The organism is Mesorhizobium sp. CNPSo 4671, assembly GCF_057784245.1.
The window spans coordinates 367,970-389,738 of record NZ_JBWLUW010000002.1 but is presented as its reverse complement, the minus strand read 5'-3'; the positions used below and the strand labels follow the sequence as shown (position 1 = coordinate 389,738).

General features: G+C 62.4%; 22 protein-coding genes. 11 read left to right on the top strand and 11 right to left on the bottom strand.

What is annotated here, in order from left to right; genetic code table 11:
* Positions 1-634 precede the first annotated feature (634 nt).
* A complete protein-coding gene (locus tag AC04SF_RS06250) occupies positions 635-1,039 on the top strand; it encodes a hypothetical protein (RefSeq protein ID WP_488476988.1) in 405 nt (134 codons plus the stop codon).
* A 103-nt stretch (positions 1,040-1,142) separates the two neighbouring features.
* Here the strand turns inward: AC04SF_RS06250 and AC04SF_RS06245 are convergent, their stop codons facing one another.
* The 4 genes from AC04SF_RS06245 to AC04SF_RS06230 all read right to left on the bottom strand — a co-directional run bounded on the left by AC04SF_RS06245 (position 1,143) and on the right by AC04SF_RS06230 (position 5,159).
* On the bottom strand, positions 1,143-1,388 hold the full coding sequence (locus tag AC04SF_RS06245) for a MoaD/ThiS family protein (RefSeq protein ID WP_488476987.1): 246 nt from the start codon (positions 1,386-1,388) through the stop codon (positions 1,143-1,145).
* A 170-nt stretch (positions 1,389-1,558) separates the two neighbouring features.
* Entirely contained in the window at positions 1,559-3,820 is a 2,262-nt protein-coding gene (locus tag AC04SF_RS06240; RefSeq protein ID WP_488476986.1) for a xanthine dehydrogenase family protein molybdopterin-binding subunit, read from the bottom strand.
* A gap of 2 nt (positions 3,821-3,822) precedes the next feature.
* On the bottom strand, positions 3,823-4,299 hold the full coding sequence (locus AC04SF_RS06235; protein WP_488476985.1) for a (2Fe-2S)-binding protein: 477 nt from the start codon (positions 4,297-4,299) through the stop codon (positions 3,823-3,825).
* Positions 4,299-5,159, bottom strand: a complete 861-nt coding sequence (locus AC04SF_RS06230) for an FAD binding domain-containing protein (protein ID WP_488476984.1) — start codon at positions 5,157-5,159, stop codon at positions 4,299-4,301. The genes AC04SF_RS06235 and AC04SF_RS06230 overlap by 1 nt, the downstream gene beginning before the upstream one ends.
* Before the next feature lie 298 nt (positions 5,160-5,457).
* Here AC04SF_RS06230 and AC04SF_RS06225 point away from each other — a divergent pair, with 298 nt between their 5' ends.
* The 3 genes from AC04SF_RS06225 to AC04SF_RS06215 all read left to right on the top strand — a co-directional run bounded on the left by AC04SF_RS06225 (position 5,458) and on the right by AC04SF_RS06215 (position 7,842).
* Complete coding sequence (locus AC04SF_RS06225; protein WP_488477338.1) at positions 5,458-5,901, top strand: SRPBCC family protein; 444 nt, start codon at positions 5,458-5,460, stop codon at positions 5,899-5,901.
* A 58-nt stretch (positions 5,902-5,959) separates the two neighbouring features.
* Positions 5,960-6,544, top strand: coding sequence for a cation efflux transmembrane domain-containing protein (locus tag AC04SF_RS06220; protein WP_488476983.1), 585 nt, complete (start codon positions 5,960-5,962; stop codon positions 6,542-6,544).
* Positions 6,545-6,693: 149 nt separating this feature from the next.
* Positions 6,694-7,842, top strand: coding sequence for an amidohydrolase (locus AC04SF_RS06215; RefSeq protein ID WP_488476982.1), 1,149 nt, complete (start codon positions 6,694-6,696; stop codon positions 7,840-7,842).
* Between the two features lie 15 nt (positions 7,843-7,857).
* On the opposite strand, the gene AC04SF_RS06210 is transcribed toward AC04SF_RS06215, so the two are convergent.
* Positions 7,858-9,825 (bottom strand): putative bifunctional diguanylate cyclase/phosphodiesterase, encoded by a 1,968-nt coding sequence (locus AC04SF_RS06210; protein ID WP_488476981.1) that lies wholly within the window; start codon positions 9,823-9,825, stop codon positions 7,858-7,860.
* Between the two features lie 314 nt (positions 9,826-10,139).
* On the opposite strand from AC04SF_RS06210, the gene AC04SF_RS06205 reads away from it, so the two are divergent.
* On the top strand, positions 10,140-11,174 hold the full coding sequence (locus tag AC04SF_RS06205; protein WP_095200416.1) for a class I SAM-dependent methyltransferase: 1,035 nt from the start codon (positions 10,140-10,142) through the stop codon (positions 11,172-11,174).
* 337 nt (positions 11,175-11,511) lie between these two features.
* Here the strand turns inward: AC04SF_RS06205 and AC04SF_RS06200 are convergent, their stop codons facing one another.
* Entirely contained in the window at positions 11,512-12,186 is a 675-nt protein-coding gene (locus AC04SF_RS06200; protein ID WP_488477337.1) for a peroxiredoxin-like family protein, read from the bottom strand.
* A gap of 427 nt (positions 12,187-12,613) precedes the next feature.
* Between AC04SF_RS06200 and AC04SF_RS06195 the strand changes: the two genes are divergently transcribed.
* Together AC04SF_RS06195 and AC04SF_RS06190 are read left to right on the top strand one after the other, a co-directional pair.
* Positions 12,614-12,844, top strand: coding sequence for a hypothetical protein (locus tag AC04SF_RS06195; protein WP_095200414.1), 231 nt, complete (start codon positions 12,614-12,616; stop codon positions 12,842-12,844).
* A 57-nt stretch (positions 12,845-12,901) separates the two neighbouring features.
* Positions 12,902-13,993, top strand: coding sequence for a DUF3658 domain-containing protein (locus tag AC04SF_RS06190; RefSeq protein ID WP_488476980.1), 1,092 nt, complete (start codon positions 12,902-12,904; stop codon positions 13,991-13,993).
* Positions 13,994-14,056: 63 nt separating this feature from the next.
* On the opposite strand, the gene AC04SF_RS06185 is transcribed toward AC04SF_RS06190, so the two are convergent.
* Positions 14,057-15,058 carry an NADP-dependent oxidoreductase gene (locus AC04SF_RS06185; protein WP_488476979.1) on the bottom strand — a complete coding sequence of 334 codons (1,002 nt, stop codon included), beginning with the start codon at positions 15,056-15,058 and terminating at the stop codon, positions 14,057-14,059.
* Positions 15,059-15,115: 57 nt separating this feature from the next.
* Entirely contained in the window at positions 15,116-15,931 is an 816-nt protein-coding gene (locus AC04SF_RS06180; protein ID WP_488477336.1) for an oxidoreductase, read from the bottom strand.
* A 104-nt stretch (positions 15,932-16,035) separates the two neighbouring features.
* On the opposite strand from AC04SF_RS06180, the gene AC04SF_RS06175 reads away from it, so the two are divergent.
* Positions 16,036-16,602 (top strand): TetR/AcrR family transcriptional regulator, encoded by a 567-nt coding sequence (locus tag AC04SF_RS06175; RefSeq protein ID WP_488476978.1) that lies wholly within the window; start codon positions 16,036-16,038, stop codon positions 16,600-16,602.
* Between the two features lie 117 nt (positions 16,603-16,719).
* Here AC04SF_RS06175 and AC04SF_RS06170 read toward each other — a convergent pair whose 3' ends face one another.
* Both AC04SF_RS06170 and AC04SF_RS06165 read right to left on the bottom strand, forming a co-directional pair.
* Positions 16,720-17,658, bottom strand: a complete 939-nt coding sequence (locus AC04SF_RS06170) for a sigma-70 family RNA polymerase sigma factor (protein ID WP_488476977.1) — start codon at positions 17,656-17,658, stop codon at positions 16,720-16,722.
* Entirely contained in the window at positions 17,655-18,413 is a 759-nt protein-coding gene (locus AC04SF_RS06165) for an SDR family NAD(P)-dependent oxidoreductase (protein ID WP_488476976.1), read from the bottom strand. The genes AC04SF_RS06170 and AC04SF_RS06165 overlap by 4 nt, the downstream gene beginning before the upstream one ends.
* Before the next feature lie 516 nt (positions 18,414-18,929).
* Between AC04SF_RS06165 and AC04SF_RS06160 the strand changes: the two genes are divergently transcribed.
* The 3 genes from AC04SF_RS06160 to AC04SF_RS06150 are packed head-to-tail and all read left to right on the top strand — an operon-like array spanning position 18,930 to position 21,197.
* Positions 18,930-19,304 carry a DUF2147 domain-containing protein gene (locus AC04SF_RS06160; protein WP_488476975.1) on the top strand — a complete coding sequence of 125 codons (375 nt, stop codon included), beginning with the start codon at positions 18,930-18,932 and terminating at the stop codon, positions 19,302-19,304.
* 13 nt (positions 19,305-19,317) lie between these two features.
* The gene (locus AC04SF_RS06155; RefSeq protein ID WP_488476974.1) at positions 19,318-20,790 is read left to right on the top strand and encodes a cryptochrome/photolyase family protein; all 1,473 of its coding nucleotides are present in this window, start codon (positions 19,318-19,320) and stop codon (positions 20,788-20,790) included.
* Positions 20,787-21,197: a DUF2177 family protein gene (locus AC04SF_RS06150; RefSeq protein WP_488476973.1), complete on the top strand. Its 411-nt coding sequence runs from the start codon at positions 20,787-20,789 to the stop codon at positions 21,195-21,197. Before AC04SF_RS06155 ends, AC04SF_RS06150 begins: the two co-directional genes overlap by 4 nt.
* Here the strand turns inward: AC04SF_RS06150 and AC04SF_RS06145 are convergent.
* Positions 21,136-21,768, bottom strand: coding sequence for a hypothetical protein (locus tag AC04SF_RS06145; protein WP_488476972.1), 633 nt, complete (start codon positions 21,766-21,768; stop codon positions 21,136-21,138). The genes AC04SF_RS06150 and AC04SF_RS06145 overlap by 62 nt on opposite strands.
* Between the last annotated feature and the right edge of the window lies 1 nt (position 21,769).

Here is a 21,769-nt window from a genome sequence, read left to right as displayed (position 1 = left end):
CTGTGGCACTGTCCCCGCGGCTAGTGACAAGCACGTGTGGTGGTAACGGCCGGAGCACCCCGTCAGTATCGAAATACCTTCGCCACGCCACGACTCTGCCAGGGCTAGTATCGATGCTCTTCGGCTTGCTCTTCATTATTGAGAAGATCGCTGATACCGGGGTTCTCATGCGCGCGAGCGCATTGATACCCGACGAGGGAGCGTTTCCTACGCCCCAGCAGAAGAGTCCGCCGCCAAGACGACGCTCAGTCTCCTTGCGCCCGACGATTATTTCCAATGGCTGCCCGGCTTCAGCCTGCATCCGAGACCAACAAACATACTCATTGGCGTTGGCTCCTGTCTCGGCAGAGGTCGCAAAATTGGGTCGATCAACCGTCATGACACCTGCTCATTTTTTCCCATCGCTACTTCCCTACGCCATACCGATGGCAACAACCAAATCAGCCTGTGGCCAGAGTTGCGCAAATCACTAGCAAATTCCTGTTTACAACAAGGGGATAACCTGTGCAAAACAGCTATAGTCTTTTTCCCATATCGTCCCATGAAAACTGGTCGCCCCGTTTCCTGGAATCCGGTAGCAGCGCTTCTGCCAGGCGTGTGGACAGACGTTGTTCCCCTTACCTCGAAGGATCGCATGATCTTTCCAATGGCTGTCCGGAGCAGCCTCAGTTGGTTGGGCGCCTCGACCGGCATTTTGGCCACACTGGGAATGGATCCTCTCGCCGAGCTCCTCGCATGGGAGCCTGATGGAGCCGCGCATATGCAGCGCCTCAAGCAGAGCTTGATCGATACGCCGGAGCCGAACCGAGGCGAGTTGGCGATCGCCGCGATGGATCGATATTTACGGTTGACGATTGACGGAACCGGTCGGGCGGTAATTCCAGCTATTCTGGTCTCCCATCTTGAGGCGGATGGCCACGACCTGATCCGTGTTGTGTTGCGCAATGGAAGGCTCTGGTTATGGTCTGAGCGTTTCTGGCAGGCTCAACGAAGGAAGCGTGGGCAGTTGCTCGATGAAGCTGGACTATGCCAACCATAGCGCCAAAATAGAACAAATCAAGAACAAAACCCTTATCTCAATGCAAGACGAGGTCGAACAATCTTTACGGGAGGCCCCGGGTGTTGAGGCGACTATACCCCCCTCACCCCCCAGCGAGCCGCGGCAGCAAAAAAATCTCCGCCCCCGGCGGCAGCTCCTTCGACCAGGTATCCCGATAAATCGTCCCGTCGATCGCCACCGCGATCCCGCGATCGATCCACGGCTCGAAGCCGGGATACTGTTCAGCCAGTTTCCTGAACAGCTCCCTGATATCCCTGGCTTCGACCTCGACCTTGCTCTTGCCGCCGGCGAGCTGGCCGAGGGCGCCCCAGAGGGTGACTTCGACCATTAGCGCTGCGGTGTGCTGATATTCAGGTGAGGCCGGCCTGCAAATGGCAGGTTCCTGCGCTTCCGGTGCTCACGTACTTCAAGTACGCTCCGCTCCGGTTCTCGGAACCCGCCACTTTCGGCTCGGCCTGACCTGAATCTCAACACACCTTATCCCTAGCTTCGCCCGCCCTAGCCCCGTTCCGCCTCGATGGCCGCCAGGATGCGTGGCGGCGACATCGGGATGTGGGTCATGCGCACGCCCGCCGCGTTCGACACCGCGTTGGCGATCGCCGCCAGCGGCGGCACGATCGAGGTTTCGCCGACGCCGCGCACCCCATAGGGGTGGTTGGGGTTGGGGATTTCCAGGATCTGCGTGTCGATCATCGGCAGGTCGGAGCAGACCGGGATGCGGTAGTCGAGGAAGCCGGCGTTCTGCAGCCTTCCGTCCTTGCCGTAAATATACTCCTCGTTGAGCGCCCAGCCGATGCCTTGCGCGGCACCGCCCTGGTACTGGCCCTCGACATAGGTCGGGTGCACCGCCTTGCCGGCATCCTGCACCACCGTGTAGCGGATCACCCGGGTCGAGCCGGTCTCGGGGTCGACCTCGATGTCGCATATATGGGTGGCGAAGGAGACGCCGGCGCCGTCAGCGACGAGCTCGCTGTGGCCGGCGATCGGCCCGCCGGTCTTGCCGGATTGTGCCGCGATCTCCTTCAGCGACAGCGCCGCGAGGTTGCCGTACTTCTCGCCCTTGGCCAGCGCATAGCCCTTTTCCCAGATCACGTCGTCGACCGGAATGTCCCACATCTGCGCGGCGCGCTCGCGCAGGATCTTGATCGCGTTGCGGGCGGCCGAGATGGTCGCCATGGAGGAGGAGAAGGTGCCGCGGCTGCCGTCGGTCATGTCGTTGTAGCCGAGGGAGGAGGTGTCGGCGACGACCGCCTTGAGCTGGGCATAGTCGATGCCGAGTTCCTCCGCCGCCACCAGCGACAGCGAGGCGCGGGAACCGCCCACGTCGACCGTGCCGACGGCCAGCGACACCGAGCCGTCCATGCCGATGTTGAGGTCCACGCAGGTCTGGCCGCCGAAGTTGAACCAGAAGCCGCAGGCCATGCCCCTGCCCTGGTTCTTGCCCAGCGGCGCCTTCATGTGCGGATGGTGCTTCACCGCCTCCAGCGTCGGGCCGATGCCGATCGGCCCGTAGACCGGGCCGTAGGACGAGCGCGTGCCTTCCTGCGCGGCGTTCTTGATGCGGAAATCGACCGGATCCATGCCGATCTCCTTGGCGAGCTCGTCGACAGCACTTTCCACCGCGAAGGCCGCCATCGGCGCCGACGGCGCGCGATAGGCCGCGGTCTTGGGCCGGTTGACCAGCACTTCGTAGCCGACCGTCTTGACGTTATCGAGCTTGTAGCAGGCGAACGCCGTCATGGCGCCGATCTCGGCCCAGGAGCCGGCATAGGGGCCGGCGCTGTAGCGCAGCGTCGCTTCGGCGGCGGTGATGGTGCCGTCCTTGCGGGCGCCGATCTTGACGTCGATCGAGGTGGCGCTGGTCGGGCCCGAGGCGCGGAACACCTCGTCGCGGGTCATGACCAGCTTCACCGGGCGTCCGGCCTTGCGTGACAGGGCAAGTGCCACCGGCTCGGCCCAGACATGGGTCTTGCCGCCGAAACCGCCGCCGATCTCGGACGAGGTGACGCGCAGCTTCGAGGCTTCCATGCCAAGCAGCTGGGCGCAATGCTGGCGGTAGACGAAATGGCCCTGCGTGCAGACCCAGAGGTCCGCGGTGCCGTCGGACGAGACGCTCGCCACGCAGGCATGCGGCTCGATATAGCCCTGATGCGTCTGCTCGGTCTTGAACGAGCGCTCGACGATGAAATCGGCGTGGCCAAAGCCCTGATGGACGTCGCCATGGCCGAACTGGCTGCGCTTGGTGACGTTGGAGGGCTTTACCGGCTTTTCCTCGAGGCCTTCGGTGAAGATCGTATCATTGATCAGCGGGGCGTGGTGCTGCATCGCCTCGTCGACATCGGTGACATGCGGCAGGATCTCGTAGTCGACCTCGATCAGCTTCAGCGCCTGCCTGGCCGTGCGGGCATCGACGGCAGCGACCGCGGCCACCGCATGGCCGTCATAGAGCGCCTTGCTGCGCGCCATGCAATTGTCGAGGACGTCGTACATGGCGGCATCGCCATCGGTGAGATCGGGCAGGTCTTTCGCCGTGATCACCGCTTTCACGCCGGGAAGCTTTTCCGCCTTCGAAGTGTCGATCTTCCTGATGATGGCGTGCGCATGCGGGCTGCGCAGCACGCGGCCGACCAGCTGGCCGGCCATGTTGAAGTCGGCGCCGTAGCGGGCGCGGCCCGTCACCTTGTCGACGCCGTCGGGGCGGATGGGGCGTGTGCCGACGGAGGCGAATTTACGTCCGGAAAAACGTGGATCGAAATTCATCTTCAGGCTCCCTTCATCACGATAGCCGCGTCCTGGACGGCGCGCACGATCTTGTCATAGCCGGTGCAGCGGCAGAGGTTCCCGGCCAGGCCGAAGCGGATTTCCTCCTCGGTCGGGTCGGGGTTTTTCGCCAGCAGGTCCTTGGCCGCGATCAGGAAACCCGGCGTGCAGATGCCGCATTGCAGGGCGGCATGCTCGAGGAACTTCTGCTGCAGCGTATGCAACTTGTCGCCATGCGCCATGCCCTCGACGGTCTCGATGCGCCGGCCTTCGGCCTCGGCGCCGAGCACCAGGCACGAACAGACCAGCCGGTTGTCGAGGATGATCGAGCAGGCGCCGCAGTCGCCGGTGCCGCAGCCTTCCTTGGCGCCGGTCAGCCCGAGCCGGTCGCGCAGCACGTCGAGCAGCGTCTCGTCAGGCTGGCAAAGGTATTCTGTTATGTCGCCATTGATCGTCGTCGAGACTGCAATACCAGCCATCATTTGCCTCCTGCACGTGCGTAGGCGGTCGTGGCGGCTCTCCTGGCCAGCACACCCGCAACCTTGCGTCTGAAATCGATGGTGCCGCGCTTGTCGTCGATGGGGCGGCAGGCGCCGGCGCAGACTTTTGCCAGCCGCTCGAGGGCGGCTTCGTCGAGTTTCCTGCCGATAAGCGCCTCGGCGGCCTCTTCGACCAGCAGCACCGTCGGTGCCGCCGCGCCCAGTGCCACACGGGCCGCCGTGACGACACCATGCTCGTCGATCGTCAGGTTCACGCCGGCGCTGACCACCGCGATGTCCATTTCGGTGCGCGGAATGAAGCGCAGATAGGCGTCGCCCGAGCGCGGCGAGCGCTTGTCGAGCAGGATCGCCTCGATGATCTCGCCCTTGGCGAGCGAGGTCTTGCCCGGTGCTATTGGAACTTTTTCCACGGCAATGGTGCGCTTGCCCGAAGGCCCGGCGATCACCGCCCTGGCGCCAGCCGCCACCAATGCCGGCACGCTGTCGGCCGCCGGCGAGGCGTTGCAGAGATTACCGGTTATCGTACAACGGCCCTGCACCTGCTTCGAGCCGATCAGCTTCGCCGCCTCGACGACGCCCGGCCAGGCCTTCTTCAGGGCGGCGTTCTCGCCCAGCACGGCGCAGGGGACCGCGGCGCCGATGCTGAAGCCGTCGGCGGTTTCGCGGATTTCGCTCAAGCCGGCGATCGACTTGATGTCGACGATCAGGTCGGGCTCGACAAAGCCGCCCTTCATCCTCACCAGCAGGTCGCTGCCCCCGGCCAGAATGGCTGCCGTGCCAGCCGATCCGGCCAATTGGCCAACGGCATCTTCGATTGAAAGCGGACGTATGTAGCGCATCGTCTCCCCTTGGATATGGCAATCTCAGCGACCGTTATAACCAATCGCCTCATAATGGCTATCCGGTTCGTCATTTGCGACGATTGGTCCAGCCGCCGCAAAATCGAGTCCCAAATCGACCTGAATTGGCCTACGCCAGTGCATGTCACCCAAACTGTGCAGCGGTTTTGCGACAACGACATGCACAGAGATGTGACAGGCTTGCGGCCGGGTGCATAAAAATCTAGGCGCCCGTGTCGGATCGGCCAGACCCCGTTCGTCCTTGGGACATTGAACAGGCATCATGAAAGGACAGGATATGCCCGGCACCGTACGTTTGCACCGTGTTCTCACCACCAGCCCGCAAAAGGTCTATCGCGCCTTCATCGAGGCCGACGCGCTGGCCAAGTGGCTGCCGCCGAACGGCTTCACCTGCACGGTCGATCACCTCGAGGCCAAGGTCGGCGGCACGTTCAAGATGTCCTTCCGCAACTTCACCACCGGCGGCAGCCATGCCTTCGGCGGCGAATATCTCGAACTCGTTCCGGGCGAGCGCCTGCGCTACACTGACAGGTTCGACGACCCCAATTTGCCCGGCGAGATCCAGGTCACCGTTATCCTGAAAAAAGTGTCGTGCGGCACCGAGATCGACATCACCCAGGCCGGCATCCCCGACGTCATTCCGGTCGAGGCCTGCTATCTCGGCTGGCAGGAATCGCTGCGGAACCTGGCAAAGCTGGTCGAACCCGAGATCAATCAATAGGACAATTCCAGACACCATTCGCAGTGGCGTCTGTCGCTGCGAATGGTGTTACGTTCAGATGATGAACCTCCCGCTCCGTCGCATCGTCCTCATCGTCGCGCTGCTCAATCTCGCCTATTTCGGGATCGAGTTCGCTGTGGCGCTCACCATCGGGTCTGTGTCCCTGTTCGCGGACAGTGTCGACTTTCTCGAAGATGCCTCGGTAAATCTCCTTATCCTGCTCGCGCTCGGCTGGTCGTTGCGCTCTCGCGCCCGGGTGGGCATGGCGCTCGCGCTCATCCTGCTGGTGCCGGGCCTGGCAACGCTGTGGACGGCGTGGGAGAAGTTCAACATGCCCGTGCCGCCGCAGCCCATCGCCTTGACCTTGGCGGGGCTCGGCGCGCTCGCCGTCAACCTCTCCTGCGCCTACATGCTCGCCGCCTACCGTCATCACGGCGGCAGCCTGACGAAGGCCGCGTTCCTGTCGGCCCGCAATGACGCCATCGCCAACATCGCCATCATAGCGGCTGGGTTGGTCACGGCTTTCCTCTGGCGCTCTGCCTGGCCGGATCTGGTCGTGGGGCTGGGTATCGCCGCGATGAACGCCGATGCGGCACGCGAGGTGTGGCAAGCGGCGCGGGAAGAACGCCGGGCCGAAGCGTAGTTTCGCGCTTTCATGTCACCCTATGTGGTCGGCCATTGCGGCCCATCTTGCCCAGGACGGCTGCGAATTCAGCGTGGCACATCGAGTTTCGACGCGCTTGGACGACCGGGCGTGTTATTGGAGATGCCATGGAACGGAGGCCAAGAAGCATGACCCTGACCAACCGGGACATTGTCGAGCTGACCGAATGGCGGCGCAAGCTGCACCGGCAGCCGGAAATCTCGAACGAGGAGGAGAAGACGGCAAAGGAGGTCGTCTCCTTCCTTGCCGACACCGGGCCGGACAGGGTGCTCACCGGCCTTGGCGGGCATGGCGTGGCGGCGGTCTACGACAGCGGCAAGGCCGGCCCGACCGTGCTGTTCCGCTCCGAACTCGACGCGCTGCCGATCGAGGAACTGTCCGGCGTGCCGCATGCCTCGCAAGTGCCGGGCAAGTCGCATATGTGCGGCCATGACGGTCACACCGCGATCCTGGCCGCCCTTGGCCGCCAGTTGGGGCGCGAGCGGCCGGCCAGCGGCCGCGTCGTGCTGATGTTCCAGCCGGCGGAAGAGACCGGCAATGGCGCAGCCGGCGTCGTCGCCGACCCCCGCTACGGCGAGATCGCACCCGACTTCGCCTTCTCGCTGCACAATCTGCCCGGCGTGCCGTTCGGCGAGGTGCGGCTCAAGCCCGGCGTCGTCAACTGCGCCTCGCGCGGCATGCGCATCGTGCTGGAGGGCAAGACGGCGCATTCATCCATGCCCGAGACCGGCATCTCGCCCATGCCGGCGATCTCGGAGCTGATGCCGGCGTTGCCCGCGCTCGGCCGTGCCACCTTCGCCGATGACGATTTCTCCATGGTCACCGTCACTCATGCGCGGATGGGCGAAGCCGTGTTCGGCATCGCGCCCGCGCATGCCGAGGTCTGGGCGACGCTGCGCACCCGCCGCGACGAGCGCATGGCGGATCTCTGCGCCGCCGCGCAAGCCCTGGCCAAGGACATCGCCGGCCGGCACCGCCTCGCGGCGCGCTGGGATTACCACGAGATATTCGTTGCCAGCGTCAACGCGCCGGACGCGGTGGAGCATCTGCAGCGCGCGCTCGACGAAGAAGGCGTCGTGCATGGGCAGGAAGCCCTGCCGATGCGTGCCTCGGAAGATTTCGGCCTGTTCGGCCACAGCGCCAGGTCGGCGATGTTCTTCCTCGGCGCCGGCGAGCGCCACCCTTCCCTGCACAATCCGGACTATGATTTTCCCGATGATCTGATCCCGATCGGCTCGAGGATCTTCATGCGCACGGCGCGCAATCTGCTGGGGTGAGTTCGCCCGAGGCCGTTACGCGGACCTCAGGTAAGGACGTTTTTGTACGCCCCGCTTGGCCTGGTAGCTCGCGGCGGGAACCGGACGGCCGACGCGAAAGCCCTGGATCCTGTCGATGCCGAACTCGCGCATGAGCGCGATCTGCTCGTCGGTTTCCACGCCTTCGACCAGGATCTGGTGGCCGCGGTTGCGCACCAGGGCGATGATGTCCTGCAGCATGGCCATGCCCTTCGGCGTGCCGCAATCGTGCAGGAACGAGCGGTCGATCTTGACCGTGTCGAAATCGATCAGGCGCAGCCACGACAGGCCGGCAAAGCCGGTGCCGAAATCATCGAGCCAGATCTTGATGCCGAGCAGCTTCAGGTCGCTGATGCAGCGCAGAATGTCCGAGTGCATCTCCATCTCGAGACCTTCGGTGATTTCGAAGGCCAGCCTGTTGCCGGTCACGCCCGTCTCGCCCAGGATGGTGGCGACGGACGCGGCGAAGCCAGGCGTCTTGAGCTGGATCGGCGAGACGTTGACGCTGACGACACGCACGTGATCGTCAGCGAGCAGCTCGGTACAGACCGTCCTGATAGCCCAGCGGCCGAGTTCCAGGATCGCGCCGGTGCGTTCCGCGACGGGAATGAACAGGCTCGGCGGCACCAGGGTGCCATCCAGCATCTTGAGGCGCATCAGCGCCTCCACCGCCTCGACCCGGCCCGACACGACATCCTGGATGGGCTGATAGACGAGTGAAACCAGGCCCTGCGCGATCGCGATCTTCAGCAGCGCCGCCAGGTTCTCGCTCTCGTCGCTGCTCTGCGGATCGGTCGGGTCGAACAGCCGGACACAATTGCGGCCGCCGGCCTTGGCCAGATAGAGCGCGCGGTCGGCCTCGTGGATGATCTTCTCCAGCTTGGCGCCGGCCTGCGTCCTGGTGAAGGCAGCGCCCACGCTCGCCGTCACGATCGAGACCCCGTCGCGCCGCAGCTCATGGGTGATCGCCAGGCTCTCCACAGTGCGGCAAATGGCTTCCGCCAGCTCCGTGACCTGTTCCTTCTTGTCCATGCGGGCGAGGACGATGAATTCCTCACCGCCATAGCGCCCGATCGAGCCATTGTAGTTCTTGATCAGATCGCTCAACGCATTGGCGACATGGATCAGGCAGCGGTCGCCTTCCTGGTGGCCGTAGCAGTCGTTGAATTTCTTGAAGAAGTCGACGTCGATGAGGATCGCCGCGAACTTGCTGCCGAGCTTTTGCCAGTCGCTCCAATAGTCGCGCAGCTTCTCGTCGATGGCGCGCCGGTTTTCCAGGCCTGTCAGCGGATCCGTCCGCGACAGTCTGAGCAGCGCCTTGCCGCGTTCGGTGGCCTCCTTGTGCTGGATCTTGGCTTCCAGCGCGTTCAGGAAGACGTTGTAGCGCTCCTCGTTCAGCTTCCAGTTCACATAGGAGGTGAAGGTGAAGCATGAAACGTAGAACGTCCCGAACACCATCTTGTATGTCAGCGACGCCGGTAAAAAGTAGTTCACCACGTACAGAATGCACAGGATGATTGTCGACGTTATGATCGACACCTTGAAGCTGAATGTGAAGAAAAGATTGGCACTCATCATGAAAATGGTGCCGAAAACCATATAGTAGGCGACGCTTTCCTTGTCCGCCCCCAAGGATGCCGGGCACAGCCAACCGATATAGCCAAAGATGATGGCCGCGGCACAGGTCACATCAAGCCATTCCGTGGCGGCGCCCCGACGAAGCTGGGTTTCCAGGGTCAGCAGAGCGGTCAATCCGACAGCGAAGCGCGCTGTGATCGTATAGGCCGCCACGTCAGGTATCAGCAGCAGGTCCGATACCGAAAACAGCACATAGATGACGACGGCGATCCACAGCCCGGGCCTGGCGTCCTTCCTTCGCTTCGCCAGGGCTTCGACGCGGTAAAGGATGCGCAGCTCCGCCGCCCCCAATTCCTGGCGCGGATCATACGGTTCCACATCCGCCATATCGGCCAATCTGGATGACGCGCGTTCGTTCACAAACCCCTGCGAAAGGGGGTTTTGCGCTCCGAACTCTTTTCCAGCTTCTGCCCCCACGCAGGACGACTCCTTGGGACGCGACACGATTGCCACGCGCTAAAATGCGATGGCTCCAGACAAGTTTGCGTTAACTCGAACCCAGAATCTTATCTGCAAGATCGCTAATAAATTGAGATGGTTAGCGGGAAATTAATCATAACGATAAAATGCCCCGAGGTGCCGTTGGCAAATGAAGTATTCTACGCAATAAGTTAACTGACTGTTAACCAAGGAGTCCTGGTGTGCAAACCGTGTTTGATGGCCAAAGCCTGATTACCGCCGAGATGATCGCCGGCAGTCTGCGTAAAGGTACGCTCGAGCAACATGGCGAAGCGTTCGAGACCGCCCGCGCCGAGCTGGCCCTCATCCTCCACGCGACACAGCAGCAGATCGAGCAACAGAAATTTCCCGCCGAGATCGTTCGCCGCCTGCTGTCGCTGCTCAGCGCACTGCGCGCCAAGGTGCATCCCGACGTCTGGCAGGCCTTGATCCCGGTGGCGCAGAACCACCCGATCCTGAAGTACTTTCTCGAGGATCCGCTGACGCACTGGTCCTTCACCAAGCCCAGGGGCTATTCCGGCGACGCGCAGCTGCTCGACTACATCTATTGCGACCCGCACGTGGCCGAGAGCGTGGCGAGCGCTTCGGAGATCGGCAAGGCGCTTTACAGCCACACGCAGAACGTTCCGTCATGCGTGGCGGCACGCGAACGGCGCGATCTCCTGACCCGCTACGTCGATGAGACCGCGGCCAAGAACGGGCCTGACACCGAGGTGCTCGCCATCGCTGCCGGCCATCTGCGCGAAGCCAATCGCTCCGTTGCCTTGGCCGAGGGCCGTCTCAAGCGCTGGGTGGCGCTCGACCAGGATCCGCAAAGTGTCGGACTGATCGCGCGCGACTTCCAGGGCACCGCGGTCGAAGCCATCGACGGCTCGGTGCGCACCGTGCTGACCAGAAGCCACAAGCTCGGCAAGTTCGACCTGATCTACGCCTCAGGCCTTTACGACTACCTCCAGCACAACGTCGCGGTGAAGCTGACCAAGACCTGCCTGCAGATGCTGAAGCCGAACGGCACATTCCTGTTCGCCAACTATGCCGAAGGCACCCCCGACGCCGGCTACCGCGAAACCTTCATGGACTGGGTGCTGCTGCTGCGCTCGGAGGTCGACATGTGGAACATCGTCAACGCCAGCGTCGACCGCAACGCGGTCGAGGCAAAGGTGTATTTCGGCGAGAACCGCAATGTGCTGTACGCGGTGATTGAAAAGCGCGGGTAGCGACGGCGCGCCCAACACCCGGCGGGCGCGCTGCGTGAATCATCGATTGCACCAGGCCCAAAGGCGACCTTCGTTGCCTTTGGGCGAATTGCCGCTTTGCGCCCAATGTCGGCTGTAGAACCCAGTCCTGCCAACCACTGAAAGCAGACACTAGCGGCAACCACGCTGGAGGTCGCAGTTGCGCCTCATGTCAGCCGAAGAGGCGCGCAGTTGCTCCAACCGGCAGCCGCGGCCTTTGCCGCAACCAATGCCAGCGCAACGAACTGAACGGGCCCTATCAGGCAACGGCCGCCAACTCGCGTAATCCTGCGCCTAGCCCCACTACCGAAGCTACACCTTACCTTCCGATTTGCGACGCTGCCGACATCAGTTCCTGAGTGTTCGGGGCGCCGAATAGGCCACCATCGAGCACCTCGTTGGAAGTCCAGCGAACGACGCCATCGCGGTCCAGCAAGAACTGGCCGACGAGCTGCGCAATGCCGGTGGCCATCATCTGTTGATCCGCTTCCGTTATATCGTAGCTGTCCTTCTTGTTCAGATATTCGAGCGCCGCAAACGGGTTCATCGGCTCCGGCATCTCGCCCGGCAAGTCGACCCGCATCGACTTCACATCGCTCATTGAAACCTTTTGCGGCCATGCGCTCTCGTCTTCGGTGATCTGCATATTCGGCAATCCAAAGGCGCGGTGTGAAGTCCGCTCCGGATCGGATGCCGCGAGCAGGCCGAGCATCGGATGATACCGCAGGTAGAGGCGCGCCCGCTCGATGGGCGTGTTGACCACTGTCAGGCTTTCGATGCCCTTTTCGTTGAGGGCTGGGGTGAGTTTCCAAAGCATGGCGATTTGGCGCCTGCAAAAAGGACAATGGAGACCTCGATACAGCCCAACCAGAACTGGTTTCTCGCCTCGGAAATCGTCGATGGCGATCTTGCCCTCGCGGGTAATCGCGTCGAGCACGACATTGGGCGCCGTTTCGCCAAGTTGCAGCGGGCCTATGTTGAGACGTTGTGACATGCTGATCCCTCCTCGCGGGTCAATCCACAAGGGATGTGCGGGCGGGTGGCTTGAGCCCATGTGCTGCACATACGTCCTTGGGCATGCTAAAATGGCGGTCGGCCTTAGGACGGCGTCGATAGTCAAATTTATAGCACGGAGAGGGCGGACGCTAGTTCTTAGGGCGGGCAACGCTTTTGCTAGATGGCGCCCCACGAGCCGAGCAGGCTCTTGATACCCAGGTGCGATGCCGTTGGCCGACGCCGCCATCTCGTCGTCGCGCACAGCTAATCAGCGCCAGCCCTTAGCGTGAGCGCATCAGGCGGAGCCACCGGATGGATTGCCGCATCAAAACCCATGCTCCGTGCACTGCCGCTCCCATCGGTATCGCGGAGCCGCGAATCTATGCTAAGCCGCCGCCCGACCAACCAACCAAAGGACGACAGCTGTGAGCGAACTGACCGTGGCCGAGGCGACCGAGAATATCTATGCCTCGCTCCGCGCGGACAATGCCGAGATCGACGCGCATATAGCGGCGCTTAAGGCAGCGCTGGCACGCGAGGGGCTGAAACAGGCGGTGTTCGATCCGACCAAGCTGGCGCAGAGCAACCGCTCGGGCCGCAAGTTGATGCAGGCCTATTTTCGCCAGCGCGGCGTGAGCGTGAGCTTTTCGGAGTAGCCCGCGCGGGCGATCTCGAGCCGTTTGAGAAATGAGCAATGGCGGGGATCAAGGCTGATGAAGGATTTTGTTGGCCGCTGGATTGCCGGGAACGACCGGCACACGACCACGACGATCGAGATCAAGATTGTCGATGGCCACCTTGTCGTGCACGCCATCGATGGCTCCAGCGGCGAACGCGCGGAAATCCAAGACCTGACGCATGGGAATGATGAAATCCGTTTCGTCGCCCATTGGTCGTCCGGCAAAACCACCGCGTACCAGCTTCTGCTGTCGGACGGACGGCTGGTCGTCCATTTCACGTTTTCTGAAACCGACCATTTCAAGCGAGATTTGAACCCTGATGGGACGCAGAGGTGGCGCAGCGGCATACTGCACATCGCGCCCGGCCATTCGGCGGGTCATTCGCTTCGCCGGGCGATCCGCACCAGTGGGCGTACCGACGACGTCATCAGTTTTCGCGACAATCTCAGCTGCGGCCCAATTGATTCCGAGGAGTCCTCGGCACGAACGCACTGGTGGGCGTCGATGTACGACGAGTATGACGAGCACGACGTCGATTTCGACGGTTTCTGGAAGCAAATCATGTCGACCTCGGACCGTCTCGTCGTCTGGGTCGGACGCCACAGCGCCCAGGAGCATGCTTTCTTCCTGGCCCTGGTGGATCGCCTGGGCGACCGCTCCTACGACATCATCGACGTCACCGGGCTGCAAATGCCGATGACGCGGCCCGACGGCAAGCCGCGATTGTCGAGCCCCAAACAGGCCGTTTCGCTCATGAGCGAAACGGAGCTTGCCTTGTTGTTCGGCACGGAACGCGCGATGACGAGCCAGGAACGAGAGGATGCCGCGCGGCGCTGGCGGAGTTTGAAATCCGAAAACGCACCGTTCCGCGTCGTCAGCGATTCTGGGCTCGTCTCGGCGCCAGCGGATATCTTCGATGAGCTCCTGCTCGAGCGAGCCAGCAAGGATTGGCGCAAGATTGCACGGGTCATCGCCGAGACCATGGGACACAATATGGAGCCGTATATCCAGGTTGGCGACTTGATGCTGCTGAGCCGTATCGTGGCCCTTGTCGATCAGGGAAAGCTCATGGCCCATGGCGATCCCTGGCTTATGCGAAGATGCGAAGTGCGGCTGCCGGATTAGCGGGATAAGCGTCTGCTTCTCGAAAGGACTCGCCACTGGCGCGGCCAGCGGGGTTTTGGCCTTCTATCTGATCTTGATGACCACCTTGCCCTTGGCGCGTCCTGTCTCGACGTAGGCCAGAGCCTCGTTGGTCGCTTCGAAGGGAAAGATCCGATCGACAACCGGGCGGATCGCTCCGGATTCGATGAGGGAAGTGACCTTGCCCAGCTGGTCACCTTGCGCCCACATGAAAAGGAACGAAAAGCTCACGCCACGGCGCCTGGCTCTGGACCGGATGCCGCGGCTTAGCAGGCGCAGCACCGTCCTCAGCACCAGGTTCAGTCGCTTTTCCCTGGCGAATTCGGGATCCGGCGGGCCGGAGATCGAGATGAGCTTGCCGCCCGGTTTCAGCACATTGAGCGATTTTTCAAGCGTTTTGGCGTCCTGGCTGTTCAGCACCACGTCGTAGCCCGACAGGATTTTTTCGAAATCGTCTTTCCGGTAGTCGACGACGATATCGGCGCCGAGCCCCTTGACCAGACCCGCACTCGCCGCGCTCGCCGTTGTCGCCACGATCGCGCCCAGCTGCTTTGCCAGTTGGATGGCGAATGTGCCGACGCCGCCGGAGCCGGCCTGGATGAGGACCTTCTGGCCTTTCCCTAGATTTGCTTTTTCGACCAGCACCTGCCAGGCGGTCAGCCCGACCAGCGGGATCGAGGCCGCCTCTTCCATGCTGAGATTTTTGGGCTTCAACGCCACGTCGGCCTCATCCATGGCAATGAACTCGGCGAACGCCCCGATCCGGCCATCGCGCGGCCGCGCATAGACATCGTCACCGGGTTTGAACTTGCGGACTTTCGAGCCCACGCGCATGACCTTCCCCGCCACGTCGTGGCCCAGGACGAACGGCCGGCGATAGGGCAAAATGAGCTTGAACTCTCCGGTCTTGACCTTGGAATCGAGCAGGTTCACCCCCGCGGCATGGATCTCGACCAGCACGTCGCTGTCCCCGACCTCCGGTTCCGGCATCTCGGCCAGCCGCAGAACGCCCTTCTTGTTGTATTTATCGACAACGAATGCCTTCATGGCGGTGACTTTCTGAAAGGGATTATGGTGTGTCGCACGGGCACGCCTCGCCGTCGTTCAGACCGGCAGGCGGAACTGCTTGCGCAAGGTCTTGTCGAACATCTCGGCAGGAGCGAAGCGGCGCAGCAGACTGACCTGCCGTGCAGCCTTGCCTGCGGTATAGCGCCGACGTGGGCGGGCATCGGTCGCCGCCCTGACGACCACCTCCGCCACCACTTCCGGCAGATCGGCCTTGGGCATCACATCGGCAAGCAGCGCCTTGAACCCGGCTCGCGCCTGATCGTATTCCCTGAAGAGAGAATCCGGCTCGATGCCATTCTGGTCGAAGACGGTGCGCACGAATGCCGGCTCGATGACCGAGACGCGAATATTAAAGGCACGCACCTCGTGATCGAGCGATTCCGAATAGCCCTCGAGCGCGTGCTTGACGGCCGAGTAGTGTGCTGAGTATGGCGCGGGTACCAATCCTAGAATCGAGCCGATATTGACGATGCGCCCTTGGCCGCGTCGCCGCATCGAAGGCAACACCGCATTGGTCATGCGGATGACGCCAAACAGATTGACGTCGAACAGGGCCTGTACCTGTGGAATCGAGAATTCCTCTGCGCCGCCAAGCATGCCGACGCCGGCATTGTTGACAAGCACGTCGATCCGGCCGGTCCGCGAGAGCACCGTCGAGACGAGGGCTGCGACCGACTCGCCGTCCGTCACATCGCAAGCCAGCATGGTCACCCCGTCCGGGCCGTTGCCGGCCGCACTGCGGCTCGTCCCGAAGACGGTAAAGCCCGCTCGCGCCAAGGCTTCGGCGCTGGCGCGGCCGATGCCCGAGGAGGCTCCGGTCACAATGGCGGTCTTTCCGGAATTCATACTCATGTCATGCTCCAAAGCCGCGAGGGCTAGCTTTTTCCCGTTGATTGAATTACACTCATAATATCAAATTACGACCATAATGCAATAGCAGAAAGGCAGGAGCAGCCATGCGCTACGAAAAGGGCCGCAAGGACGCGTCACGCGGCCGGATCATGGAAGTCGCCGCCGATCGCTTCCGGGGTGACGGCATCGCCGCGTCCGGACTGGCGACCATCATGAGCGACGCCGGACTGACCAACGGCGCCTTCTACCCGCATTTCCAATCCAAGGCGGAGCTCGTGCGTGAAAGCGTGGCGGCAGCCATGGAGCTTCAGGCGCGGCAATTGGCGCAAGCACTGGCCTCGGGCGGCCCGGAGGTGGCCATAGAGGCCTATCTGTCGGCCGAGCATCGGGACAATCCGGGACAAGGCTGCGCGTCCGCCGCGCTGTTGCCGGAACTGGCGCGTCAGCCACCGGAAACGCGCGCGGTCTATACCGACCGCTTGCTGGCTCTGGCGCACCAGCTGGCCGCCGCAATTCCACAGGCCAAGGACCCGGAAGGCACGGCGCTGGCTGTCTTTGCGACGCTCATCGGCACGCTGCAACTGGCCCGCGCCGTCGAAGGCACGGACTTGTCGGATCGCATCCTCACAGCGGGCAAAGATGCGGCACGCACGCTGATGCAGTCGCGTTAGCGCGGCGCCAATCGCGGGCACATAAGGAACGCCTCAGGCGGATCGGGTAGGACCTCCAAAGTTCTGCATCACCCCATTCGGCAAGACAGCTTTATCCGGCACGCGATGCGCGCCCATTCATCGGTATCCAGTGCCGCGACCGAAAGATCCGGCGTCCTTTGCCAGCACCAGTTCCGCGTCGTCGGTGACATAGCGGACATAGCGATAGTCGCGGATGAAACTGATCCGCCCTTCCCGCCACTCCAGCCACATAAAATAATCGGGCGTTGGGTTGGCCGGGTCTTCGAACACCGCGATCACCTCCCGGTCCTCAAGCCAGGCCGGCGTGAGCCATAGGCGATCGCTCCTTGCGTAAATTGTGAAGAACATGCCGACATCCGCCGCCCCTGAGCGCGGCGGGTGCAGGGACTGATGGAGTTTCACGTCGTCGGCAAGCAGCGCGCGCAAGCCGTCCCAGTCGCGCTGGTTGAACAGGGTGACATAGCGGACCACAGCGGCGGACGCGATGCCTGCATCGGGGAGCGCGGCAGCATCGGCATTGATCTCCCGAAGCCGGGCGCGACCGCGCGCCAGATGCCCCTTCACCGCGTCGACCGTCATATCCAGCAGACCGGCGATCTCGGCCAGCGGCTCGTCAAGCACATCCTTCAGGATGATGACGCTGCGCTGGAGGATCGGAAGTTCCGCAAAACGCGACACTGCGGTCTCTACGGCTTCCCTGCGCATCAGCGCCTCCATCGGGTCGGCCTTGGCGTCGTCGACAATTTCAAGGGCCGCCTCGATCGGCTCCGCGACGCGGATTGCGCGGCTGCGCAGCAGGTCCAGCGCACGGTTGTGGGCGATCCGGAACAGCCATGGTCGCAACTGCGGCACCTCGCACAGCTCGTCCAAGGCAACGAAGGCTCGGGCAAAAGTGTCCTGCACGACGTCCTCGCCGTCGATGACCGACCCCATCAGACGCGAGCAATAGCGGTGCAGCTCCGGCCGCAACGCGGCAGCAAGGGCAAGCAGCCCTTCTTGTCTGTCGCGGTCCACGGCGGGCCCTCCATCGCTCAAGACGCCGTGCCCTCCATGACCGTGACCCCCGCGTCGCCATTGAGGCCGAAGACCACCCCTTCCGCATATTGCGGGTCTTCCAGCACGGAAATGACCCTGTCGCCGAATGCTCGGGGCGGCATCGGTGCGCCGAAGCGGGTCACGAATTGTTCCGGCGTGATGCCAATCGAGCCGGCATAGGCCCCGGCCGCGACATCCCCGATTCCCGTGCCGAGGATAATCTGCCTTGGCACGATCGCCTGGAAGCGGATGCCGAGCTTCTTCTCCTGCGCCACACCATTGGCATATTTGGCCATGAACCAGAGCATACGCTTGGAGCCGCCATAACCGCCCGACATCTGCGACCCGGTAACGGCAGCTCCGCTCGATCCCACCAGCACGCGGCTGCCTGGCTTGAGCGGCAGGTTCAGTGCCGCCTGCAGCCAGTAGAGGCCGGCCTTGACGTCAGTTTCCCATGCGATGGAGAAATCCTCCCAATTCAGCTGATCCAATCGCCCCATGCGCGGCGTGGCACCTGCGTTCAGCACCACTATATCAGGGCTAACCTCGCCAAGGATGCGATAGGCCGCGTCCTCGTCCGTGACGTCGGCGGAGATCGTGGCGACCCCGAGCCGCGCACCGACCGCTTCCAGCGCCTCGGCGCCACGGGCGACCACGGTCACCTCAGCGCCATGTTCGACCAGTGCCTCGACCAATCCGAGGCCAAGGCCACGGCTTCCGCCGGTGACCACGATTTTCTTGTCCTTGAGGCTCATCGACCTTCTCCATTGCTGAACTGTAGCTAAGACGTTTGAGGAGCGGGAAAAGAGTCAGAGGGGCCGCGATATCCGGAGGTGGTGGCAGTCCGAGATTTGCTGGTAAAGTTGGGGATGCGGTGGGAGAGCTTCGCGGCGAATATAGGCGCGGCCTCAAGGAGCGCATCGTGGCCTCTATCGCTTCCAATCCGGCGCGCAGCAGCCTGTCGGCCGATTGAATATGGCCCAAGGGTGACCTTCGTCTCCTGCACGGCGAATGGCCGCTTCGCGCCGGTTGAACCCACCGCCTCATATCGGACGTTGAAGCCGGCTGTGCCGTTGCCAGAAAGCAGACATCATTGGTGACTGAGCTGTAGGTCACCATACAGTCCGAAGCGATCATTGCGGATGTCTACGTGACACGGACCTGCCAACCCTCGTGCGTTGTGGCGGGCGTTTGGCCGCTTCCGCAGACCAGGTGATCCGCGCCGACCGTCGCGACGTACAATGTGAGTTGGGCGTACGGAGACTTGGCCAATGAAAGGGATAACTGCATTCGCAGCGGCTACGCTTGTTTCAGCAATGGCACATGCCGACGTTCTATCAGACGCCGGCGGCGTGTGGTTGAGGGACGACGGCAATGCCCGCGTCAAGATTGCTCCATGCGGGGAGAAATTGTGCGCAACCAATCTGTGGATCAGGGATACCAGCAAAGGCGAAGACGTTGGCGACAAGCTGATCATGACGCTCAAGCCGAATTCCGGCAGCACGTTGACGGGGACCGCCTATGACCCCAAGCGAAGGCTCACCTTTTCAATGTCCCTGCGGGTCGCCCGCAAAGGGTTGTCCACGCGCGGCTGTGTCATCGGTGGAGTAATCTGCAAAAATACCAGTTGGACGCCGGCAAAGTGAAGCGGGCGACACAATGAACGGCAGTTCAGGTTCGGCGCCGACCATTGTGCTGTTTCGGCGCGACCTGCGCGTTAGCGACAACGCTGCCCTCGCGGCAGCGGCCGATCGCAAGGGACCTGTCCTGGCGCTCTTCACTTTTGACGAAGAAAGCGAGAGCATTAGGCCGATGGGGGCAGCAAGCCGCTGGTGGCTACACAATTCGCTAGCCGAGCTTAGCCAGAATCTGCACGATTCCGGCGCGAAGCTTATTTTTGCACGGGGCAGAACACGAGATGTCGTCGCCACGGCCATTGAGGCGAGCGGTGCGGATTGTGTTTACTGGAACCGCCGTTACCAGCCGGCCGAAGCGGCAATAGACGCGGCGCTGAAGACGGAGATTCGCGAAGCCGGGCTGATCGCGCAAAGCTTCGATGGCGCGCTGCTCCATGAGCCCTCCCTGCTCAAGACTGGCTCAGGCGGATACTACAAGGTCTACACCCCTTTTTGGAAGGCACTGAATAGCGGGAGCGACCTACGCGATCCGATCGATCCCCCGAAATCAATCCATGGCTGGGAGGGCAAGTTCGACGGCCTGTCCCTGGACGAACTCGACCTCCTTCCCAAAACGCCCGATTGGGCAGAAGGGCTTGCAGAGCAATGGACCCCAGGCGAAGCGGGCGCTCGGCAACGACTGCAGGCCTTCCAGAATGAGGATTTGGCTGACTACGAAAACCGACGCGATATACCCTCCGTCCGGGGCACCTCGCGCCTCTCACCCCATTTGGCGTTCGGGGAAGTCACCCCAGTTCAAATATTTGCCGCAGTGCGGCAGTCGGACAAGGCTGGGGCGGTGAAATTCCGCAAGGAGATCGGCTGGCGAGAATTCTCCTATCATCTCCTCTTTCACAATCCTCACCTGCACGAGCACAGCTTCCGCCCGGAATTCGAAGGTTTCACGTGGCGTGGCGACGGCCAAGCGACGAAGGCCTGGCAAACCGGGATGACGGGTTACCCGATCGTGGATGCAGGCATGCGCGAACTTTGGCGAACTGGGTGGATGCACAACCGCGTGCGCATGATCACCGCCTCCTTTCTCATCAAGGATCTGATGATCGACTGGCGGGAAGGCGAGAGATGGTTCTGGGACACTCTTGTCGACGCGGACCCGGCGAACAATCCCGCAAGTTGGCAGTGGGTAGCTGGATCAGGCGCGGATGCCGCGCCCTTCTTTCGAATCTTCAACCCTGTCCTTCAGGGCGAAAAGTTCGACCCGCATGGCGACTATGTGCGCCGCTACGTTCCGGAGATCGCTGGCTTGCCCGACCGCTACATCCACCGGCCGTGGGAGGCGCCAGCTGCCTTGCTGACACACGCGAAAATAGAGCTTGGCAAGACTTACCCAAATCCGATCATTGATCATGGCGCCGCACGACACCGGGTATTGATCCATTATCAGTCCATAAAAGACAAGGCCAAGGTATCAAGTGCAAAGGAAACAGCTTCATGATCCGCTACACGGTCGCCTATGCAACCACCCTGGTCGCCTTCCTTGCCATTGACGCAGTCTGGCTCACCACGATGTCGCAGCGCCTCTACCGCCGCTATCTCGCGGACATATTGGTGGACGACGTCAACCTCGCGCCGGCTGCCCTGTTCTATCTGATCTACATCGGGGGCATCATCGTCTTTGCTACCGCCCCCGCCTTTTCGACCGGCAAGTGGACGACGGCGGCAGTCTATGGCGCGCTCTATGGGTTCTTCGCCTACGCGACCTACGATCTTACCAACCAGGCAACCGTACGCGGCTGGCCGACAATCATCACGGTGGCCGATATCTGCTGGGGTTCCCTGCTCAGCGCGGTGGCGGCGGTTCTTGGCTTTCTGCTGACCCGCTATTTTCTGCGCGGCGCCTGATGTCGCGCTCCTCAGAGGTTGCGACGGCGCCCGACAAAAGCAAGCCGACAAAGACGATCAATGTCGCGGCGCTCAAGGCATTGAGCCCGACCATGCCACTATTGTCGGCAGCGCTATAGCCGGCCAGTGGCTGACCGAATACGTGCTCAGGTATGAGGTAGGCTGCAGCGCAGAGCGCAATCACAGCGAGCCCGATTGGCCGTTCGGAAGGCCTGAACAAGGCAGCGCCGATCAACGCGCAAGGAACGAGGAATATCTCGACCCCCGACCCGATACCGAACGCCTTGGTGCTGAGAATGCCGTTGGCGATGCCCGTTAGCGGCAGCATGAGGCGCCCGGCGAGCGGATACCGCCGCGCAACAGCCGGAACGGCGAGAAAGAAGGGCGTCGACAGAAAAGTGAGAAATGACGGCGCGACCTTATCGGCGCCGACCACCGCCCATAGATAGAGTGGGTAGAGGGGCTGGTTCCAGGCGACAACCAGCGCAATCCAGTTAGCGGCGGCCGTCAGCGGATCGTCATGCGCGGCATAGGCGGTGATCCGCCGCCAGAGGTGCGCGAAGGCCGGCATG

Coding starts and splice junctions, on each gene's coding strand:
- AC04SF_RS06250 (WP_488476988.1), top strand. CDS start 635: ATGATCTTTCCAATGGCTGTCCGGAGCAGCCTCAGTTGGTTGGGCGCC.
- AC04SF_RS06245 (WP_488476987.1), bottom strand. CDS start 1,388: ATGGTCGAAGTCACCCTCTGGGGCGCCCTCGGCCAGCTCGCCGGCGGC.
- AC04SF_RS06240 (WP_488476986.1), bottom strand. CDS start 3,820: ATGAATTTCGATCCACGTTTTTCCGGACGTAAATTCGCCTCCGTCGGC.
- AC04SF_RS06235 (WP_488476985.1), bottom strand. CDS start 4,299: ATGGCTGGTATTGCAGTCTCGACGACGATCAATGGCGACATAACAGAA.
- AC04SF_RS06230 (WP_488476984.1), bottom strand. CDS start 5,159: ATGCGCTACATACGTCCGCTTTCAATCGAAGATGCCGTTGGCCAATTG.
- AC04SF_RS06225 (WP_488477338.1), top strand. CDS start 5,458: ATGCCCGGCACCGTACGTTTGCACCGTGTTCTCACCACCAGCCCGCAA.
- AC04SF_RS06220 (WP_488476983.1), top strand. CDS start 5,960: ATGATGAACCTCCCGCTCCGTCGCATCGTCCTCATCGTCGCGCTGCTC.
- AC04SF_RS06215 (WP_488476982.1), top strand. CDS start 6,694: ATGACCCTGACCAACCGGGACATTGTCGAGCTGACCGAATGGCGGCGC.
- AC04SF_RS06210 (WP_488476981.1), bottom strand. CDS start 9,825: ATGGCGGATGTGGAACCGTATGATCCGCGCCAGGAATTGGGGGCGGCG.
- AC04SF_RS06200 (WP_488477337.1), bottom strand. CDS start 12,186: ATGTCACAACGTCTCAACATAGGCCCGCTGCAACTTGGCGAAACGGCG.
- AC04SF_RS06190 (WP_488476980.1), top strand. CDS start 12,902: ATGAAGGATTTTGTTGGCCGCTGGATTGCCGGGAACGACCGGCACACG.
- AC04SF_RS06185 (WP_488476979.1), bottom strand. CDS start 15,058: ATGAAGGCATTCGTTGTCGATAAATACAACAAGAAGGGCGTTCTGCGG.
- AC04SF_RS06180 (WP_488477336.1), bottom strand. CDS start 15,931: ATGAGTATGAATTCCGGAAAGACCGCCATTGTGACCGGAGCCTCCTCG.
- AC04SF_RS06175 (WP_488476978.1), top strand. CDS start 16,036: ATGCGCTACGAAAAGGGCCGCAAGGACGCGTCACGCGGCCGGATCATG.
- AC04SF_RS06165 (WP_488476976.1), bottom strand. CDS start 18,413: ATGAGCCTCAAGGACAAGAAAATCGTGGTCACCGGCGGAAGCCGTGGC.
- AC04SF_RS06160 (WP_488476975.1), top strand. CDS start 18,930: ATGAAAGGGATAACTGCATTCGCAGCGGCTACGCTTGTTTCAGCAATG.
- AC04SF_RS06155 (WP_488476974.1), top strand. CDS start 19,318: ATGAACGGCAGTTCAGGTTCGGCGCCGACCATTGTGCTGTTTCGGCGC.
- AC04SF_RS06150 (WP_488476973.1), top strand. CDS start 20,787: ATGATCCGCTACACGGTCGCCTATGCAACCACCCTGGTCGCCTTCCTT.
- AC04SF_RS06145 (WP_488476972.1), bottom strand. CDS start 21,768: ATGCCGGCCTTCGCGCACCTCTGGCGGCGGATCACCGCCTATGCCGCG.